Consider the following 14,295-nt stretch of genomic DNA (forward strand, 5'->3'; position numbering starts at 1 on the left):
TCCATTCCATCGGACGGCGGCGCGGGGTGCGCGGGCGCCTTCCGTTCGGTGCGGGTCAGGGGCGCGGGCGGTGGAGCTGGATCACGGCGTGGGTGCCGCTGGTGCGCCAGTCGGGCTCGTCGGCCTCGAGTTCGGCGAGGCGGGCGGGGTCGATGCCGACGGCGAGGTCGGACTTGGCGGTGCGCAGTGCCGCGACCGGTCCGGGGAAGTAGTCGACGACCTGGTCGAAGGGGGTGGCCGGGTCCCATTCGCGGTCGCCGACGAGACGGCGGTAGTTGAGGTCGCCTTTGAGGATCACGAGGCGGGCGGCGGCGAAGTCGGCGCGGAGGTCTGCGGGGAGTCCGCGGTAGGTGGTGGGCAGGACGTAGAAGCCGTGGGCGGTCATGCGCAGGCGGCCGGTGCGCAGGGCGTCTCGGAGGCGCTCGGCGAGGGCGCGGACCTGCGGTCTCCGGTGCGATTCGAGGGCGTCGAGGGTCGCGAGCACGTCTTGCCCGGTGGCGTCGGAGACGAAGTAGGGGTGGGGTTTGAGGTGGAGTTCGACCGGTCCGGTCTCCAGGAGGGCGTCGATGAGGGCGAGGTCGGCGGTGAGTTCGCGTCCGGCGTTGTCGGCCACGACGATCACCGGGCGGTCGCCGGGGCGGTCGAGGAGGTCCCAGACGGCGTCGGTGTCGTCGGCGACGACCTCGCCGGTGGGGGCGTTGCGGCTCGCGGCGTCGTTGTTGGTGCGAAAGCCGAGGTCGGCCTGGTTGCCCCAGAGGCTCGCGTGGAGCAGGGCGCGGCGGCGGCCCTCGCCTTCGAGGCCGGTGTAGGCGTCGAGGTCGTCGCGGATCTCGGGGCCGTCGAGCTGGGCGCGCTTCTGCGGCGCGAACGGGTCGACGCCGCCCCAGGCGGAGACGGGGTCGAAGTGCTCGACGGCGTCGAGCAGGCGGCGGTAGAAGTACGACTCGGCCCACAGGAACGGCAGGGCCGACCAGGGCGAGCCGGCGCGCTCGGCGATCTGGGCGGTCCAGAACGCGGTGTTCGGGCCGGTCGGGACCTCGGGCGGCACGGCGGCGTCGAGGGACTCGGCGAGGAGGGCTTCGAGGCGCGAGCGCAGGCGCGGCGGGTAGGGGTGGTCGTCGACGAGGTTCGCGATGAGCGTCGGGTGGCGCTCGTGGAAGACGGCCCTGCTGAAGGACCCGGGCCGGTCGATCCCGATCCTCGGGGGTGTTGCGGTTCGGTCTCGATCGCTCACTGCCGTCACTCCGTTCGCTCGGGGCACCCCTGCATGATCGCATCGCCGCGCGCCGCGGGGGCCTGCGGGAACGCACGGGTTCGCGTCGGGTGGGGGCCGGTGAGGCGGGTGTGGGAGCGGGCGGCGGGCCCGCGGGCGGCTCCCTAGCGGCGGAGATAATTCCCGACCCCCTCTTTTCAACCCTTTATCTATTGGTTAGATTTAACACTGTCTTAACTCAGCGCCGACCCCTTCGGCGGCGCGTTACCGCAAGGAGGCGGAAGACATGGTGGACAAGTCCCGGTGGCGCGGCCGCGCCGGACTCGCCGTTACGGCGATGCTCGGCGTGGCGGCCCTGACCGCATGCGGCTCAGGCGGATCCGATGACGGCACCCTCAAGATGGTGGTCTGGGGCAGCGACGTCGACAAGGCCACGTACCAGGCCCGCATCGACCTGTTCGAGGCCCAGAACCCCGACGTCAAGATCAACCTCCAGCTGATCCCCGGCGACCAGTACGAGCAGAAGGTCCAGACGATGATCGCCGGCGGCGACGGCCCCGACATCATGCAGGTGGCCGAGGGCGTCAACTCCTACTCGTCCAAGAGCCAGCTCGTCCCCCTCGACGAGTTCATTGACTCTTCCGGACTCGACATGGAGCAGCGCTTCGGCCCCGTCGGCGAGCTCTACACCTACGAGGGCGAGACCTACGCGATCCCCGACCGCTCGGGCGCGATGATCGTCTACTACAACAAGGACCTGTTCGACGCCGCGGGCGTGGAGTACCCGACCGCCGAGTGGACGCAGGAGGACGCCCAGGCGGCCATGGAGGAGCTGACGATCCCCGGCGAGCAGTGGGGCTACGGCGGCGCCGGCTGGTGGGCGCAGTGGTGGAGCTTCGCCTACCAGAACGGCGGGCAGATCATCGACGACGGCGGCCGGGCCGCGGTCGACTCCCCCGAGGTCGTCGAGGCGCTCCAGTGGGCCAACGACCTCGCGCACGTCCACGGCGTCGTGCCCACGGCCGAGGAGTACGCCGACATGGGCCCGGACATGGGCGGCGACCCCGCCTTCGCCGCGGGCAGGCTCGGCATGAACACCACCGGGTTCTGGGCCATCGGCAGCCTCATCGAGTCCGATGTCAACTGGGACATCGCCCCGATGTGGCAGGGCGAGGAGCAGGCGGTGTCGGCGTTCGGCTCCGGCCTGGCGATCTCGCGCGACAGCGAGAACCCCGAGGAGGCCTTCGCGGCCATCGAGTTCCTCACCGACGCCGAGGCGCAGCAGATCATCATCGAGAACGCCCAGGACGTGCCGGCGAACCTCGAAGTCCAGCAGTCCGAGGCGTTCCTGTCGCCCGAGTGGGCCCCCGAGGGCCTGAACATGGCCGCCTTCGGCGAGTCCTCGGCGTTCATCTTCCAGGCGCCGCTCATCCCCGAGTGGAACGAGATGCAGGCGGCCTTCGACGACAACCTGGGCACCTTCTGGAACGAGGGCGGCGACGCGAGGACCGAACTCGACAAGGTCCAGGCGCAACTCGAGTCGATCCTCCAGTAGGCGCAGCGATGTCGAATCTCGTCGACGAGGCCCCCGGCGCGGAGCGCGTCGCGCTCCGCGCCGGGGGGCGCCGCACCGTCCGCCACCGGATGTCCCGGCGGGGGAAGAAGGAGGCCTTCTACTTCTGGCTCTTCATCTCCCCGTGGCTCATCGGGTTCGTCGGGTTCCTGCTCGGCCCCATGATCGCGTCGGTCTACATCTCGCTGACCGAATGGGACTCGTTCACCCCGCCCGAATGGGTCGGGCTGGCGAACTACCGCAAGGCGCTCACCCAGGACCCGGTGTTCTGGAAGGCGCTCGGGAACACCTTCTACTACGCGCTCATCTCCGTCCCGCTGGGCCTGGTCATCGGCGTGTGGCTGGCGAACCTGCTCAACAAGCGGGTGCGCGGACGCAAGCTGTTCCGCACCTTCATCTACCTGCCCACGCTCGTCCCGCTCGTGGCCACCGCGATGGTCTTCAAGATGGTCCTGGCGCCCTCGGGCCCGCTCAACGACCTGCTCGGGTGGTTCGGCATCGACGGGCCCGCGTGGCTCCTGGACGCCACGTGGGTCAAGCCCGCGCTGATCGTCCTGTCCGCGTGGGGCGCGGGCGCGGCCACCGTGCTGCTGCTGTCGGCCATGAACGGCATCCCCAAGGAGCTCTACGAGGCCGCCGAGATCGACGGCGCCTCGGCGTGGCGCCAGTTCTGGTCGGTGACGTTCCCGCAGATCACCCCGGTCATCTTCTTCAACCTGATCATGGGGCTCATCGGGTCGTTCCAGATCTTCTCGCAGGTGTACATCCTCACCTCGGGAGGCCCGGACAACGCGAGCCAGATGATGGTGCCGCTGCTGTTCCGCGAGGCGTTCTCCTTCTACCACTTCGGCTACGCCTCGGCGATCGCGTGGCTGCTGTTCGTCGTGATCATGGTGTTCACCCTGATCGCGTTCCGCACCGCCCGCAAATGGGTCTTCTACGAGACGGAGGTGCGCTGATGCAGCTCTCCACCCCGACCCCGGCGGCCGTCGGGCGCAAGGACCGCCGGCCCGAGGCCGAGACGGCCAAGCGGACGCTCTCGGCGTTCAAGGCCTCCCCGGCCACCTACGCGGTGCTCCTGGTGGTCTCCGCGCTGTTCTTCGTGCCGTTCGTGCTCATGGTCTCGATCTCCCTGGCGAGCGACCAGACCAGCGCGCAGAACGCGTTCACCGTGATCCCCACAGAGTTCGAGTGGTCGAACTTCACCTCGGTGTTCACCGCGACCGGACTGCCGGTCGGGCGCTTCGTGCTCAACTCGGTCCTCATCGCCACGCTCTCGGCGGTGGGCCAGGTGATCTCGTCCTCGCTCGTCGGCTACGCGTTCGCGCGGCTGCGGGCGCCGGGCAAGGGCGTCATGTTCATGATCGTGCTCGCCACGATGATGATCCCCGCGCAGATCACGATGATCCCGCAGTTCCTGCTGTTCAAGGAACTCGGCTGGGTGAACACGTACCTGCCGCTCATCGTCCCGAACTTCTTCACCAACGCGTTCAACGTGTTCCTGGTGCGGCAGTTCGTCTCCCGCATCCCGGGCGAACTCGACGAGGCGGCGCAGGTCGACGGGCTCGGGTACTTCGGGGTCTACCGGCGCATCATCCTGCCGATGATGTGGCCGATCCTCACCGCGATCGCGATCTTCACGCTCACGGCCGCGTGGGGCGACTTCATGGGCCCGCTCATCTACCTCAACTCCGAGGAGTCCATGCCGCTCGCGCTGGGCCTCCAGTACATGACCTCCACGAGCAACGCGATGCAGCTGCCCCCGTGGAACCTCGTCATGGTCGGCTCGATCCTGCTGACCGTGCCGATGATCGCGATCTACTACCTCGGCCAGAAGTACCTCTACGAAATGAACCTCCAAGGCGGAAGTGCGGGAGTGAAGTAAGTGACTGATCTGTCCAACGCGGCTGTGGTGAACCGGACCGTCGGGCTCGGGGCCTCCGGGTTCGTGCTCGACGGCCGGGAGGAGGCGCTGCTGTGCGCGTCGCTGTTCTACTTCCGGCTCCCCCGGGAGGTCTGGGAGGCGCGGCTCGCGCAGGTCCGCGCCACCGGTTACCGCGCGATCGACGTCTACCTGCCGTGGAACTTCCACGAGACGTCGCCGGGCGTGTGGGACTTCGAGGGCCGCCGCGACGTCGGCGCGTTCCTCGACCTCGCGCGCGAAGCCGGGTTGGCGGTGATCGCGCGGCCGGGCCCCTACATCTGCTCCGAATGGGACGGCGGGGCCCTGCCCGCGTGGCTCGGACTCGAAGCGGGGCTTCGGCTGCGCCAGGCCGAGCCCCGGTTCCTCGCGCAGGTCGGGCGCTGGTTCGACCGCGCCATGCCGATCCTTGCCGAGCGGCAGTGGGACCGCGGCGGCTCGGTCGTGGCCGTGCAGTTGGAGAACGAGCTCGACTTCTTCGACACGCACGACCGGCACGCGTACGTGAGCGCGCTGCGCGACATGGCGGTCGGGCACGGCGTCGAGGTGCCGCTCATCGCGTGCGCCGGCCAGGGCGACCTGGTCGGCGCCACCGGCGGCGTCGAAGGCGTGGTCCCGGCGTTCAACTTCTACCCCGACGACCGGTCCCCGTTCGTCGAGGCCGAGGTGCGCCGGTACGCGGACCTCGTCGCCGAGAGGGGCCTGCCGCTGCTGGTGACCGAGACGAACCGGCGCCACACGACCCTGCGGCGCCTGCTCGCGAGCGGGGCGACCCTGCTCGCGCCGTACCTCCAGGCCTCCGGAGTGGACCTGGGGTACACGCCCTCGGTCGGGAACTGGGGCGACCCGGGCGGGTTCATGACCCACGACTACGACTTCGGCGGCTACCTCTCCCCCGTGGGCGAGGCCCGGCCCGAGACCGACGAGGCCCGGGTCCTGGCGGCGTTCGCTAGGACGCTCGGCCCGGCACTGGCACGGGCGACGACGCGAGCGGCCGAGGGCATCGCGGAGGTCGCGGCGGCGACCAGCGACTCGCCGTCGCAGCTCGTGCTCGAAGGCGGCGGCACGGTGACCGGGGTGCCGAACCTCGGCGAGGAACCCGGCGCTGCGGCCGTGACCGTGGCGGGCCTGGGCGAGGTGCGGTTCGCCCTGGCGCCGTTCTCATGCGCCCTGGTGCTGCGCGACCTGCCGCTGGCGGGCTTCGGCCTGCCGGGGACGCTGCGGTTCAGCTCCGCGGACCTCGTCGGCGCCGGCGAAGGCGGGCTCGAATTCGCCTCGCGCACCGCGAGCGTGGTCGCGCTCGGCGGCGACGGCGCCGCCGCCGCGGTCGAACTCGAAGCGCCCGAACCCGGTGCGCCCGTGCGGGCCACGGTGCGATCGGGCGCGGACGCATGGGACCTCGTGGTCCGCCACCCCGCGGACGTGGACGCGCCGCCGAGCGCGCCCGCCGCCACGGGCGAACCCGAAGCGCTCACCGGCGCGGTCCGGCTCGACCTGGCGACCCGCTCGGGGGAGGCGTCGAGCCACGAGCTGGCGCCGGTCTCGGAGGCCGTGGGCGTCCACCGGGGACGGACGCATTACGCGACTTCGCTTGAAGAAGAAAGAGAACTGCTCATCGAGGGCGCGGCCGACATCGTCGACCTCGCGTTCGACGGCCGCGCCCTGCCGAGCCTCGTGCCGTACGGGGCGAGCGTGCTCGTGCCGGTCGAAGGCGGCAGATTCGCGGCGACCGTGGAGACCTGGGGGCACGCGAACTTCGACGACGCCCGCCTCCCCGGCCTCGCGATCGGGTCGCTGCGGGGCCTCGGACGGGTCTGGTCGGTGACCGCCCGCGAGGACGTCACCGCACTGTGGACGGTCGAAGGAGACGAGCAGTGGGCGGGCGATCCGGCGCCGGTGCGCTCGCTCGGCGGCTGGAGCAGCACCAGGATCGGACGCCCGGCGACCTACCGGCGCGCGCTGCCGGTCGACGGCGTGCACCACCATGCGCTGCACCTGAACGGACTCGAGCGGCCGTGCGAAGTGAACGTCGACGGGTCCGCCCGGGTCGTGAGCCCGCACGACCCCTGGGTGCACCTGGCGCCCGGCGAGGGCCGGGACGTGGCCGTCACGCTGCCGCACTGGCCGATCACGCAGGGAGGTGCGGACCTCCTTCGGCTTGCGTCCGTGCGAGACTGGACGGTGGAACCCCAGCCCGACCACGCGATCATCGCTCTGGCCCAACGCGAGAGCGGCGGCGAGCGCGTCGAGCTGCCGGTCGAGGTCGCACCGGGCGAGGAGATCTGGCTCGACGTGGCCGTGCCCTCAGGCGGCCGCTCGCTGCGGTTCGAGGGCGCCCAGGTCCGCGTCAGCGCGTTCGCGGGCGGGGAACTGCTCGGACGCGTGTGGACCGACGACGCGGCCCGGCCGCGGTTCACCGGCGGCGACCCCGGCCGGCTGTGGCTGCCGGGCGCGTGGAACACCGGCGCGATCCGCCTGCTGGTCCGCGGGACCGCCGGCGGCGCGAGGCCGCGCCTGACGCGCGTGACCGCCGCGAGCACACCTGAATGACCCCGTAGCGAACCTGGAGCGGACATGTCCATCAACCGGCGCACCTCCCGTGACATCCGCAGCGAGTCGCGGCTCGACGTGCTGCACGCGCTGCTGCTGGCGGGGGAGGCGAGCCGGGGCGACCTCGCGGGCGTGACCGGGCTGAGCAGCGCGACCGTCGCGACGGTCGTCAGCGACCTGCTCGAAGGCGGGATCGTCACCGAGGCCGGGCTCACCAGCGGGCGCGTCGGCCGGCCCACGACCACGTTGCGCCTCAACGGGAACCGCGGCCGCATCGTGGGCATCGACGTGGCCGAGACCTACGTCCGGGCGGTCGTGTTCGACGCGGCGCTCGACGAGCGGGCCTCGGCCGAGGTCGCCACGGACGAGCACCACGAGGAGACCGACTACGTCATCGACGCGATCGTGCTCGCCCTCGACACCGCGCTGGGCCGCGCGGGCGCCACGCGCGAGGACGTGCTCGGCGTCGGCGTCTCGCTCCCCGGGGGGATGCAGCGCTGGGGCGCGGTGTCGGTGGTGGTGCCGAACGCGACCTGGAACCACATCGACCGGCTGCGCGAGCGCATCGACCTGCCGATCGTGGTGGACAACCCGCTCAAGGCGATCGCCACCGCCGAGCTGTGGTTCGGCGAGGGGCGGCGCAACGCCAGCATGATCACCGTCAACCTCGGCACCGGCGTGGGCGCGGGGATCGTCCTGGAGGGCACGATCCTGCGCGGCGCGACGAACTTCGCGGGCGAGTGGGGACACAGCCTCCTGTCCCTCGACGGGCGCGAATGCCGCTGCGGCAGACGCGGCTGCGTCGAGGCCTATGTGGGCGCGGCGGGCATCCAGCGGACGCTGGGAGCGATCTCCCCCGAGCACCCGCTGGCGGCGGTGCCGATGCAGCGCGAGTTCATCGGGGCGCTGGCGGCGGCGCTCGCGCCGCCGGCGGACCCGGCGGTGATCGAGACGATCGAGCAGACCGCGCGCTACCTCGGGTCGGCCATCGCCGACCTCGTCGCGATCGTCAACCCCGAGATGATCGCGCTGACGGGATGGACGGCGTGGGCGCTGGGCGATCACCTCGTGCCGGCCGTGCGCCGCCGGGTGCGCCAGGAGGCGCCCGGCGACTCGGCGGCCGACCTGGCGATCGCCGTGTCCACGGTGCGGGGCAACTCGGTCGCGACCGGGATCGCCACCATCGCCCTGGAGCGGTTCCTGGGCGACGTGGGCCTGGTGACGACGAGGGTCCCGACGGCGCTGTGACGGGCGGGCGCCGATCGATGCGGCGCCTGGGTGATCCCTTGGGGCCGTTGCGGATCAGCCGCGGGTGGGGGCCGCCTTGCGGTCCTGCGGGGCCGTCCGCGGGATCGGGAGCGGCACGTCCAGGCGGCCCTTCGCGTCCGCGCGGTAGAGCAGGGCCGGGCGGCCGGCGTCGCGCACGGCCGTGCGGCCGGTGGACTCCAGGAACCCGTTGATCTTGGTGATCTTCCGGTGGAAGTTCCCGGGGTCGAGCGTGGCGCCCCAGACCGCCTCGTAGACGTGCCGCAGCTCGCTGACGGTGAACTCCTCGCCGCAGAAGGCCGCGGCCGCTCCGGTGTGCTCCAACTGGTGGCGGGCGTGCTCGACCGCGCGCTCCAGGATCCGGTCGTGGTCGAACGCGAGCTTCTCCCCCAGCGCCCGGTCCACCGGGACCCACCGGGCCGCCGACGCGTCGCCGCCGGCGGCAGGCGCGGCCGCGTCGGGGACCATCGCCGAGAACGCGACGCCGACGATCCGGCCGCGCGGGTCGCGGTCGACCTCGGAGTAGACGCCGATCTGCTCCAGGCGCGCCCGGGAGGGGTCCAGCCCGGTCTCCTCCTGGAGTTCGCGCGCGGCGGCCTGGTCGACGGTCTCACCGGATTCGAGGAAGCCGCCGGGCAGCGCGAGCATCCCCTTGAACGGCGGTGTGCCGCGCTCGACGAGCAGGACCGCGAACCGGCCGTCCCGGATGGTCAGGATGACCACATCTGCGGCGATGGCGACGGGGGCGGCTTCGGGGACGATCAAGACTGCTCCTTATTGGCGACTTGACAAAAACTGCGGTCCGTGCGTACGCTGGGATCACGTTACAGTCAAACAAACAATATATGCTGATCCATCAGCATACGACATGACTTCTCGAATGCCCAGCGTTCGTCACATCCACACCACATCCCCCTTCCCTGCGGCAGCCGGAGTCTGCGTTGCTTCCACACACGAAAGGACCCGTGGCGGTCCTCGCCATGCCCCTGCCGGTCGAGTACCAGGCCGTCCTCGGCCTCCTGCCCGACCACCAGTTCACCGAGCGGACCGTGCGCGGCACGGTCTTCAAGACCACCGAGTTCCAAGGGCGCCACGGCGTCTGGACCCTCGCCCTGACCATGACCGGACGCAACAACGAGGCGGCGGCCGCCGCCGTCGAACGCGCCGTCGCCGAGTTCGAGCCGCAGGTGGTCCTCCTGGTCGGCGTCGCCGGAGGCCGCCGCGACTCACGCGTCGGCGACGTCATCGCCGCCACCGAGGTCTACGGCTACGAGTCCGGACAGGACACCGACGAGGCGTACCTGACCCGGATCAAGACCCTCCAGTCCACGCACCGGCTCGCGGAGCAGGCGCACCAGGTGGCGATCGAGGGCGCCTGGCTCGACCGGATCGGCGCCGGCGAGCGCCCGCGGGTCCACCACCGGCCGATCGCGGCCGGGTCCAAAGTGATCACCGGGGTGGACTCGGGGACCGCCGCGCTCATCGACCGGCACTGCGGCGACGCCCAGGGGATCGACATGGAGGGCTTCGGGGCGCTCGCTGCGGCCTGGCGCACCGGGGGCATGGACGCCATGGTCGTCCGCGGCGTCTCCGACCTCCTCTCGGACAAGACCAAGGCCGCGGACGAGGACCGGCAGCCGCGAGCGGCGAGGCACGCGGGGGCCTTCGCCCTGGCCCTGCTCGAACGGCTCGATCCGCGAGAGGAACCCGGCCGCGGCGACGCCGAGGCCGGCGGGACCACCTACATAGGGGCCATGGGGCAGGGAGCGGTCGCGACCATCGCCGCTTTCGGCGATCGCGCTCACGGCACGATCCACCTCAACCAGGCCCCGTCCGAGAAATGACCCATCGAAGGAACCGGACCATGCACGAGATACCGATTCAGACCCGGCAGCACGCGCCGCCGGGACCCCATGCGCCGCAGCCGGCGCCGCCGCAGGCCGTCCCGGCGAACACCACCACCCGGCACCTGTGCGCCGGAGCGTGGCTCGACAAGGAGTACCGGGACGCGATCCTCGACAAGATCTACCACCAGCCGATGCGCGCGGTCGCCCCGAACCACGGCGCCGACGGCGCGCGGGTCCTGGCACACGCCAGGTCGGCCCGCGCGACCTCGACCGCTCGGCACGTGGTCGCCGCGTCCACCGCGCTCCTGCTTTTCCTGGTGATCCCGTTCGTCCACATCCCCGTGGCGTTCGCGGGCCTGCTCCTGGTGTGGGGTCTGGTCGGAGCGGTCGCGCAGCGCGCGTTCGGCGCCGACCCCGACACCAGGGCCCGGCCGGTCCCGCTGATCATCGGCGCCGTGGTCCTGCTGCTGCTCTTCGCGATGGGACCGGCGTTCCAGGCGATGGAGTCGAGCGGGTCCGGATCCGACTCGGACCGGGAGGCCGCCGCGGGCAACGGCGCCGGCGTGGTGCTGATGGTCCTGGCCCTCGGCGTGCTCCTCGCCTCGAGCGTCGTCGCCGAGCTCACCCGGGCCCGCCGCGTCGCGAACCTCGTGAACGGCCAGAACGAGCCCGCCACCGACCGGCGCATCGAGTTCGTCCGCGGTCTTCAGGGCGGGTCCGACGTGGTCAACTACAGCCCGCACCGCGATCCCTTCGTGGGCGCCGGGGAGAGCATCGCCACCTGGCAGTTCGCGATGCCGCTGCGCACCGTCGGCGGCGACCGGCCGAAGGTGTGGCCCGGCTTCGACTCCGCGGGGCTCAACGCGCACGTCCGCGCCGCGGTCGCCGCGCTCGCCGAGGACCACGGGCACTCGCGGTTCCTGCCGGGCCTGGAGCTGTCCGACCAGCTCTACGTCTCCGGGACCGCCACGACGTGGCCGGTGCACACGCTCGCGGACCTCGCCCAGGCCGGGCTCCCCGCCGAGTTCCCCGTCGTGCAGGCCGACCCGACCGGGCCGATCCGCCACTACCTGCGGTGCCAGGCGACCTCGTGGGACGGGGAGACCGTGACGACCTTCTTCATCCACACCGCGGTGCAGGGGGACACGCTCTACATGGAGTTCCACAGCTACGCGCTGCCGCCCACCTCCGAGGCATACCACGTGTTCGGGCCCGCGGCGAACGCGCCGAACCCCGGGACCGGCCTCGCGGTGGCCAAGGGGATCACCAGGGCGCCGCTGGCGCTGGTCACCGGCCCGATCGGCGCGGTGAGGGCGATCAACTCGGCGATCCGGAACAAGCTCGCCGCCTCGGGCGGCACCGACGACACCGGCGCGCTGGTCAGCATCCGCGAACTCGGCAGCCGCGGGCGCGAGAGCTACTTCCAGAACCGCGACGCGGTGAAGTACACCGAGATCCTGGAGGCGCAACTGCTCAAGGCCGTCAAGGCCTTCCTCGACGGCAAGGTCGACATCCAGCAGCTCACCGGATTCGCGCAGACCATCATCAACAACGGCATCGTCAACTACGGGCAGGTCAACGCGGGCGCCATCGGCGAAGGCGCCCAGGCCACCATCGGAGCGGTGGGCGACCACAGCCGCGGAAGCGTGAACGCATGAGAAGGGAACGATTCATGTCCGGACAGGACGACACTCAGATCGACGCGAACCCCGGGGGCTACAGCGTCAGGGACGTGCACACCGGCGCGTTCGGCACCGGCTCCTCGGCGATCGTCGGCGCGATCGGCGAGCGCTCGCGCGGGTTCGTGACCACCGCCGGCGACGCGGCGGCGCAGCAGCGGCTCGCCGAGCTCCTCGACCTCCTCGAGACCCTGCGCGACGAGCTCGAGGTGCACCGCAGCCAGGTCGGCGAGCTGCACGACTCGCTCACCGACCGGGTGGACGAGATCCAGGAGGACCTGGAGGAGCGCAAGCCGCCAGGGCGGGTCCTGCGCAAGCTCGGCGACTTGGCGAAGGCCGTAGAACCCTTCCGGGCCATCGCCGAGATCGTGGAGAAGCTGGTGGCGATGGTCCGCGGGGACGGCTGACCGGCGCCTCCACGATGGGCGACGGCCGCGCCAGTGGGTGGCGCGGCCGTCGTTCGCCTTGTGCCCTACTCGATGTCGGTCCCTTCGGGAGGGTGCTCGGCGTAGACGCCGATCCCCTGCTCCGCGAGGTCCAGCAGGACGGCGGCGGCCTCTTCGGGGGTGCGGCCCTCGGGGGTGCGGCTCAGGTCCGCCGAGACGATCGTGGTGCCGTCGAGGACGCACAGGTAGAGGTAGGCGTCGCGGTCCGCGGCGGTGTAGAGGAACCCTTCCCCGGCGGGACCGGCGTAGTCCTCCACGGCGCCGTCGCCGGCGGACTCCCAGTTCCCGCGTTCCCAGGCGAGGCTCTCGGCCGCCGCGGCCGCGTCGGGCTCGGCCCACACGGTGACGCCCGCCTCGACGCCGTCGTCGGGGTCGCCGACCAGGAACTCGCAGTGGATCATCCCGGTCCCGTACAGGTCGAGGTACGACCAGTACGCGTCTTCGAGGGCGTACCCGTCGTTGACGGCCCCGCCGGCGAACGCCTCGAATCCGGTGACGTCGTAGGCGAAGCACGCGTAGTCCTCGGGCAGGGCCTCGGCGGTCGCGGTCGCGGTGGCCTCGGCGGGCGCGGCCGGGTCGGCGCCGTCCCGGGTCTCGCCGATCGGGTCGCCGCGTCCGACGAGGACGATCACGGTCGCGCTCACCGCGACGACGACGAGGCCGATCGCGATGAGCACGCGGACGGCGAGGCGGCTTCGATTCGTCTCGGGCGGGAGGTCGGCATCGGGCTCCGACGAGGACATGCGCATTCCCTTCGGGGGGTTGGGCGGGGGTTGCAATGGGCGGGACGGCTCAGGCGAGGGCGTTCGTGTTGCGCAGGTAGGCGCTCCAGCTGTGGCTTTCGTCCACATGGGTCAGACCGAGTCCGGCGGCGTCGTGTTCCAGGAAGAGCGCGGTGTCCACGAGGCCGGCCAGGTCGAGGGCGAGCGGCAGGAGTTCGCGCTCGGCCCCGGACAGGGGGCGGGTCCGCTCGTAGCCGGCCAGCGCTGCGTCGGCGACCGCGCGGGGCAGGCGGAGGTCCGGGCGGTCGAGGGCGGCGTACTGGAGTGCGCGGGCGAGGTCGATGACGAGCGGGCCGCGGTTGAGCTCATCGAAGTCGAGCACGGCGGTGACCTCGCCGTCGGCGACGAGGAGGTTGTGGCGGTGGAGGTCGTGGTGCAGCGGGCCCGAGGGCAGCAGGGCGAGGCGGTCGAGCTCGTCGGTGCGCTCGTCCAGGAAGCGCCGCGTGGCCTCGTGCCAGGCGTCGACGCCCGCGAGCGGGGGTCGGAGGTCCAGTGAGTCGCGCAGGAGTCCGTGGCGGTCGATCACCGGGACGCGGTCGTCGTCCCAGTCGGCGGTGAGCAGGTGCATCCGTGCGAGCAGTTCGCCGGCGCGCTCGGCGAGGGGCGGGGTCATCGCCTCGGGCACTTCGCCTGCGACCCAAGGGAAGACGGCGACGGGCCGTTCGGCGTCGAGGACCGGTTCGCCGCCGGCGGCGAGCGGCGGCGGGGTCGGGTAGCCGTGCTCGGCGAGGTGGGCGACGAGGCGCAGTTCGGCGCGGACCTTCTCGATCCCCGAGACCCGGTACTCGCGCACGACCATCGCGCCCCGGTCGGTGGGGACGCGGAAGTTGCCGTTGTCCCAGCCGCCTTCGAGGGGTTCGGGCCTGCCGAGGAGGCGCAGGCCGAACGCGGCGAGCGTCTCGGGAGAGGCGATGTGCTGCATACGTTCAGTATCGTTCGCGGGCCGTCGCCGGGCGCGGGCGGGAGGGCGGCGCGAAAAGTTTTTGGCAATCGGTTGCGCATTGCCCTTGACTCTGTG

12 protein-coding genes are annotated in these 14,295 nt (G+C 71.7%); 8 read left to right on the forward strand and 4 right to left on the reverse strand.

Features of this window, described 5'->3' with window-relative positions:
* Window positions 1-55: 55 nt before the first annotated feature.
* Complete coding sequence (locus IF12_RS0114715) at window positions 56-1,234, reverse strand: damage-control phosphatase ARMT1 family protein (protein WP_035749168.1); 1,179 nt, start codon at window positions 1,232-1,234, stop codon at window positions 56-58.
* Between the two features lie 265 nt (window positions 1,235-1,499).
* On the opposite strand from IF12_RS0114715, the gene IF12_RS0114720 reads away from it, so the two are divergent.
* The 5 genes from IF12_RS0114720 (at window position 1,500) to IF12_RS0114740 (ending at window position 8,505) form a co-directional block, all read left to right on the forward strand.
* The gene (locus IF12_RS0114720) at window positions 1,500-2,768 is read left to right on the forward strand and encodes a sugar ABC transporter substrate-binding protein (RefSeq protein ID WP_030159592.1); all 1,269 of its coding nucleotides are present in this window, start codon (window positions 1,500-1,502) and stop codon (window positions 2,766-2,768) included.
* 89 nt (window positions 2,769-2,857) lie between these two features.
* Window positions 2,858-3,745 carry a carbohydrate ABC transporter permease gene (locus IF12_RS0114725; RefSeq protein ID WP_030159595.1) on the forward strand — a complete coding sequence of 296 codons (888 nt, stop codon included), beginning with the start codon at window positions 2,858-2,860 and terminating at the stop codon, window positions 3,743-3,745.
* Window positions 3,745-4,671, forward strand: a complete 927-nt coding sequence (locus tag IF12_RS0114730) for a carbohydrate ABC transporter permease (RefSeq protein ID WP_030159597.1) — start codon at window positions 3,745-3,747, stop codon at window positions 4,669-4,671. The genes IF12_RS0114725 and IF12_RS0114730 overlap by 1 nt, the downstream gene beginning before the upstream one ends.
* The gene (locus tag IF12_RS0114735) at window positions 4,672-7,257 is read left to right on the forward strand and encodes a beta-galactosidase (RefSeq protein WP_197034734.1); all 2,586 of its coding nucleotides are present in this window, start codon (window positions 4,672-4,674) and stop codon (window positions 7,255-7,257) included.
* Window positions 7,258-7,281: 24 nt separating this feature from the next.
* Window positions 7,282-8,505 (forward strand): ROK family transcriptional regulator, encoded by a 1,224-nt coding sequence (locus IF12_RS0114740; RefSeq protein WP_030159602.1) that lies wholly within the window; start codon window positions 7,282-7,284, stop codon window positions 8,503-8,505.
* Window positions 8,506-8,559: 54 nt separating this feature from the next.
* On the opposite strand, the gene IF12_RS0114745 is transcribed toward IF12_RS0114740, so the two are convergent.
* Complete coding sequence (locus tag IF12_RS0114745; RefSeq protein ID WP_081913620.1) at window positions 8,560-9,288, reverse strand: NUDIX domain-containing protein; 729 nt, start codon at window positions 9,286-9,288, stop codon at window positions 8,560-8,562.
* Between the two features lie 200 nt (window positions 9,289-9,488).
* Between IF12_RS0114745 and IF12_RS0114750 the strand changes: the two genes are divergently transcribed.
* Genes IF12_RS0114750 through IF12_RS23135 form a run of 3 tightly spaced genes read left to right on the forward strand, consistent with a single transcriptional unit; the run spans window position 9,489 to window position 12,456 of the window.
* The gene (locus tag IF12_RS0114750) at window positions 9,489-10,367 is read left to right on the forward strand and encodes a hypothetical protein (protein ID WP_051704420.1); all 879 of its coding nucleotides are present in this window, start codon (window positions 9,489-9,491) and stop codon (window positions 10,365-10,367) included.
* 20 nt (window positions 10,368-10,387) lie between these two features.
* Entirely contained in the window at window positions 10,388-12,028 is a 1,641-nt protein-coding gene (locus IF12_RS0114755) for a hypothetical protein (protein ID WP_030159609.1), read from the forward strand.
* 14 nt (window positions 12,029-12,042) lie between these two features.
* Entirely contained in the window at window positions 12,043-12,456 is a 414-nt protein-coding gene (locus IF12_RS23135) for a hypothetical protein (RefSeq protein WP_035749169.1), read from the forward strand.
* Between the two features lie 65 nt (window positions 12,457-12,521).
* Here the strand turns inward: IF12_RS23135 and IF12_RS0114765 are convergent, their stop codons facing one another.
* Together IF12_RS0114765 and IF12_RS0114770 are read right to left on the reverse strand one after the other, a co-directional pair.
* The gene (locus tag IF12_RS0114765; protein WP_030159612.1) at window positions 12,522-13,238 is read right to left on the reverse strand and encodes a hypothetical protein; all 717 of its coding nucleotides are present in this window, start codon (window positions 13,236-13,238) and stop codon (window positions 12,522-12,524) included.
* A gap of 49 nt (window positions 13,239-13,287) precedes the next feature.
* Window positions 13,288-14,199, reverse strand: a complete 912-nt coding sequence (locus IF12_RS0114770) for a phosphotransferase (protein ID WP_030159615.1) — start codon at window positions 14,197-14,199, stop codon at window positions 13,288-13,290.
* Between the last annotated feature and the right edge of the window lie 96 nt (window positions 14,200-14,295).

Origin of the sequence: Glycomyces sp. NRRL B-16210, assembly GCF_000719515.1 — a bacterium.
Taxonomy (GTDB): domain Bacteria; phylum Actinomycetota; class Actinomycetes; order Mycobacteriales; family Micromonosporaceae; genus Glycomyces.

Coding starts and splice junctions, on each gene's coding strand:
- IF12_RS0114720 (WP_030159592.1), top strand. CDS start 1,500: ATGGTGGACAAGTCCCGGTGGCGCGGCCGCGCCGGACTCGCCGTTACG.
- IF12_RS0114725 (WP_030159595.1), top strand. CDS start 2,858: ATGTCCCGGCGGGGGAAGAAGGAGGCCTTCTACTTCTGGCTCTTCATC.
- IF12_RS0114730 (WP_030159597.1), top strand. CDS start 3,745: ATGCAGCTCTCCACCCCGACCCCGGCGGCCGTCGGGCGCAAGGACCGC.
- IF12_RS0114740 (WP_030159602.1), top strand. CDS start 7,282: ATGTCCATCAACCGGCGCACCTCCCGTGACATCCGCAGCGAGTCGCGG.
- IF12_RS0114755 (WP_030159609.1), top strand. CDS start 10,388: ATGCACGAGATACCGATTCAGACCCGGCAGCACGCGCCGCCGGGACCC.
- IF12_RS23135 (WP_035749169.1), top strand. CDS start 12,043: ATGTCCGGACAGGACGACACTCAGATCGACGCGAACCCCGGGGGCTAC.
- IF12_RS0114765 (WP_030159612.1), bottom strand. CDS start 13,238: ATGTCCTCGTCGGAGCCCGATGCCGACCTCCCGCCCGAGACGAATCGA.
- IF12_RS0114770 (WP_030159615.1), bottom strand. CDS start 14,199: ATGCAGCACATCGCCTCTCCCGAGACGCTCGCCGCGTTCGGCCTGCGC.